The following is a 4,073-nucleotide window of genomic DNA, read 5'->3' on the forward strand; positions in this document are numbered from 1 at the left end:
GCGAAAACCACAGCACGGAACGGCTGATCAGCTTGCCGCCGATCTCGCGGCCGGGCGGCAGCATCGAGCCGATCTTGCCGGTGACGGCTGAATCCTTGTTGCCGGCATTGTCGAGGAATTTCGGCAGGTTGGAGAAGGCGCAGGTCATCGCCGCACCACCCTTGGCGAAGTTGCCGTATTGCTCCGGCCAACCCCAGGAGATCGCATCCGGCGAATGATGCGCGAGCGAAGCAACATATTCGTTGGTGGCGGCGATGCCTTGCTCGGAATTGATCATCGGCTTGCCGTCATCGCCAAACAGGAACTGGTTGGGCGAAGCCATCGAGACATAGCGCTGGTACCAGTTCGTGTAGCCCCAGCCCTGGTTGCGCAGGTCGGTCGAGCCGAACAGGCCCTTGTCCGGTCGCTGGAAGAAGGCGGCGATGTCGCCATGCTGCTTCCAGGTCTTCGGCGGCGCCAGATCGTAGCCGTATTTGTCCTTGAAGGCCTTCTTCTCGGCTTCGTCGCCGAACAGGTCGGTGCGGTAGACCCAAGTCTGGAAGTCGCCGTCCAGCGACACGCCATAGTTCGAGCCGCGGTATTTGTTGAGCAGCGACACGCCCTTGGCGCCGTTGACATAGCCGCTGACGGGATCGTCCCATTCAGGCTTATGCTGCGCGACAAAGTCGTCGAGCTTGGCGATGCCGCCGGTTTCGGCGAGGTCGCCGAGGCGGTTCCATTCGGTCGAGTAGATGTCGTAGGCCCCACCCTTGGTGGAGATGTCCTGCATCGTCTTGGTGAATTCCTGGCCGTTCGGCAGACCGACGATTTCGATCGCGATGCCGGTTTCCTTTTCCCACAGCTCCTTGATCGACGGCGCACCGGCCGGGAACGGCTGCGTGAGCTGGCCGATCGAGCCGTCGGACAGGCCGAGCACGATCTTGGTCGGCGCCTTGCCGGCGCCCTTCAGCGCCTTCGCCGCCTCGATGGCGCGGCCTTCCGGCGTATCGGCGCCATACTGGTAGCGCTCGGCCCCTTCGAAGCCCGTCGGGCCGCCGATCATGCCTGGCGCCAGCGCGTCGGCCGCATAGGCACGGCCGGGACGAATGAATTGGGGTGCGATACCAGCAGCGGCCATCATGACGGCCGCCTTTCCTCCAGATGCCAGCAGCCGGCGCCGCGAGATGCGGATCAAGTCAGACATTGAAACTCCTCCCTCAGGGCCACGTTTCCTCCACGACCCTTATGAGGGATATTGACGACAGCATGGCAAGGCTGTCAACATCATAAATAATCAAAACACATCATAACATCGCAATAGGGCAAGGAAAATGCACAAAAACGGGATCCATCCGTCAAGCCGGATGCCTCAATTTGAGGGCACCCGACCCTTCCCGGCCCTGCGCAGCCCTGCCGGACCATTTGATTTAGCCCGGCGGCTTGCACATCGGCCAAGGGCGGATACATCATTTCCCATCAGAATCGCCGATGACGCGGAAGCCGTCACCAGCCGATCCGACGCATGCAGGAGATGAAAGACGGTGCGTTCCACCCTGACTGACATAGCCCGGGAGGCCGGCGTCTCGGCCGCCACCGTCGACCGCGTGCTCAACAACCGGCCCGGCGTACGGGCGCGCACGCGGGAAATCGTGCTCGAAATGGCGCAGCGCCTCGGCTACATCGCCGAAGGCCCGAACGGCACGCCGCCACGGCCCTCGCCCGGCGAGGTCATCCGGCTCGACTTCGCCCTGCCGGCCGGCACCAATTCCTTCATCAAGATGCTGCACCGCCACATCGAGGCACAGGCTCTGGCGCGGCCCGACCTCGATGTTCGTATCGCCACCATAGAGGGCTTCAATCCTGACCGGCTCGCTCGCCTGCTGCAGGATCTGCGCGGACAGACGCAAGGCGTCGGCGTCATCGCACTCGACCATCCGACGGTGCGCGAAGCGATCCGCTCCCTGTCGGCCAACGACATCAAGGTGGTGACCATCGCTTCCGACATCCTGCATGTGCCCAGGGTCGCGTATATCGGCATCGACAACCGCGCCGCCGGGCGGCTGGCCGGCTATCTGCTCAACCGCTTCATGGGATCGGGGCGTCCGGGCAAGGTGGCGCTGTTCGCAGGTTCGCTGTCCTATCGCGGCCACGAAGAACGCGAGATGGGGTTCCGCCACGTGCTGACCGAGGAATCACCCAATCTGCAGATCGTCGAAATGCGCGAAATGCTCGACGATCGCGAGAAGGCCTATTCGGAGGCATCGGCCCTGCTGGAGCGGCACCCCGACCTTGCCGCGATCTACAATGTCGGCGCCGGCAACACCGGCATCGCCCGCGCGCTCAAGGAGCGCGACCGCGCCCAGTCCATGGTCTTCCTCGGCCACGAAGTGACGGACGGGACCAAGGACCTTCTGCTCGACGGCACGCTCGACGCTGTCATCGACCAGAACCCGCGCGTCGAGGCCCGCGAAGCGCTCAACACCCTGATCCATGCGGTCCGGGGACTGCCCTATGAACTGCACCAACCAAGGCTGCAGGTGATCTTCAAGGAGAACATCCCGGAGATTTGACCTGTACGAGGCGGCGCCGCAAAGCGCCCGCCCGCTCGATGCTTCTAGTCTATTGGACGGCAGCGACTTCAGCCGCGGCGCCATCGACAAAGCTCTTGTCGACCCATTTGCCATAGTCGATCGAGCCCTTCAGCAGCCCGGCGCTGGCCATGAATTTCTCCTCGCCTTGCAAGGCGGCGATCGCGCCGTCCGTGAGTTTCGGATCCTGATGGAACACCCCGTCGGCATAGGTCTTGCGGACGGATTTTTCCGACGACTTGGTGGCCTCGACAAAGGTCTTGATCGTCTGGTCCGGATGGGCATCGGCCCAACGCGAAATCTCGATATCGACCTTCAGCAGCCGCTTGACCAGATCGGGATATTTCGCCGCGAAGGCGCCGTTGACCGAGATGACGTTGGGCACGTTCCATTCCGGATGAGTGCTGGTGTCGAACAGGACGCGCGCCTCGCCGGTGTCGACCAGCTTGGCCGCCGTCGAATCGGTCTCGACAATGGCGTCGATATCGCCGCGCAGCAACGCCGGGCCGGATGCCTCGAACGGCAGGTTCAGACCTTCGACGTCATTGGTGGTCAGGCCGACGCTGTTCAGCGCCTTGCTGAAGTTCGAATGCCGCACCGTGCCGGTGAGATAGGCGACCTTCTTGCCCCTGAGATCCTGCAGCGTCTTCAGCGGCGAGCCGGTCTTGACGACGATGTAGGAACCGCCGGCCTTCACATAGCTCGACAGGCCGATCAGCTTGACGTCGGCGCCGGACGCAGCAACCCGCAGCGCCGGATTGTTGCCGGTATAGGTGAATTCGATCGCACCGGTGGCCAGCGCGGTCGTCGCCTCCGAACCGCCATTGAAAGTCACCAGTTCGACCTTGATGCCGTCCTTGGCGAACTCCTTCTCCCACCAGCCGTCCTTCTGGGCGAGGATGAATTTGAGATGCCCCGGCGCGGTACTGCCGATGCGGATAATTTCAGGCTTGTCCTGCGCGAAGGCAGGCATGCCACCAAGGCCGATGACGACGCCAATAGCGCCCTTCAGCAGCAGCCGGCGAAGTGCGTCGAATGGAATGTTGGGCATGGGAAAAATCCTTCCTGGTTGGAATGAATGGACCGCTTAAATGAGCGAGGTCTCGGACTGGCCTTTCCAGGCTGTTGCCCAGCGCTCGAACCAGACGAGCAGGTAGTTGACGGTCAGGCCGATGACGGTCAGCGTCAGGATGCCGGCGTACATGTCGGCCGTTTCCATCATCAGCTGCGAGTTCTGGATGAGGAAACCGAGGCCGGATTTGGCCGCCAGCATCTCGGCGCCGATGACCGCGAACAGCGAGGATTTCACCGCCAGCCGGGCGCCGGCGACGATCGAGGGAATGCTGGCCGGCAGGATGACTTTGCGGAACAGATCGAAGTCGGACGTACCCATCGAGCGCGCCGCCTTGATCAGCAGCGGATCCACCGACTTGACGCCGCTGATCGTGTTGACGAGGAGAAAGAAAACCGAGGAGTAGAAGGTGATCGCGACCTTCGATTCCTCAC

4 protein-coding genes are annotated in these 4,073 nt (G+C 62.7%); 1 reads left to right on the forward strand and 3 read right to left on the reverse strand.

Annotated features, from left to right (window positions below; genetic code table 11):
* Positions 1-1,183, reverse strand: a 1,183-nt coding sequence (locus EN984_RS25060; RefSeq protein WP_127384019.1) for an extracellular solute-binding protein, incomplete at its 3' end; no start/stop codon positions are given.
* A gap of 337 nt (positions 1,184-1,520) precedes the next feature.
* On the opposite strand from EN984_RS25060, the gene EN984_RS25065 reads away from it, so the two are divergent.
* Positions 1,521-2,549, forward strand: a complete 1,029-nt coding sequence (locus EN984_RS25065) for a LacI family DNA-binding transcriptional regulator (protein ID WP_127269506.1) — start codon at positions 1,521-1,523, stop codon at positions 2,547-2,549.
* Positions 2,550-2,598: 49 nt separating this feature from the next.
* Here the strand turns inward: EN984_RS25065 and EN984_RS25070 are convergent, their stop codons facing one another.
* Positions 2,599-3,618 carry an aliphatic sulfonate ABC transporter substrate-binding protein gene (locus tag EN984_RS25070; RefSeq protein WP_127270899.1) on the reverse strand — a complete coding sequence of 340 codons (1,020 nt, stop codon included), beginning with the start codon at positions 3,616-3,618 and terminating at the stop codon, positions 2,599-2,601.
* A gap of 36 nt (positions 3,619-3,654) precedes the next feature.
* The coding region (locus tag EN984_RS25075; RefSeq protein ID WP_127384020.1) for an ABC transporter permease subunit at positions 3,655-4,073 on the reverse strand (419 nt) is incomplete at its 5' end.

Source organism: Mesorhizobium sp. M7A.F.Ca.CA.004.12.1.1 (assembly GCF_003997835.1).
Classification (GTDB): Bacteria; Pseudomonadota; Alphaproteobacteria; order Rhizobiales; family Rhizobiaceae; genus Mesorhizobium.

Excerpts from the sequence above, each read along its gene's own strand:
- EN984_RS25070 (WP_127270899.1), bottom strand. The coding sequence starts at position 3,618 with ATGCCCAACATTCCATTCGACGCACTTCGCCGGCTGCTGCTGAAGGGC.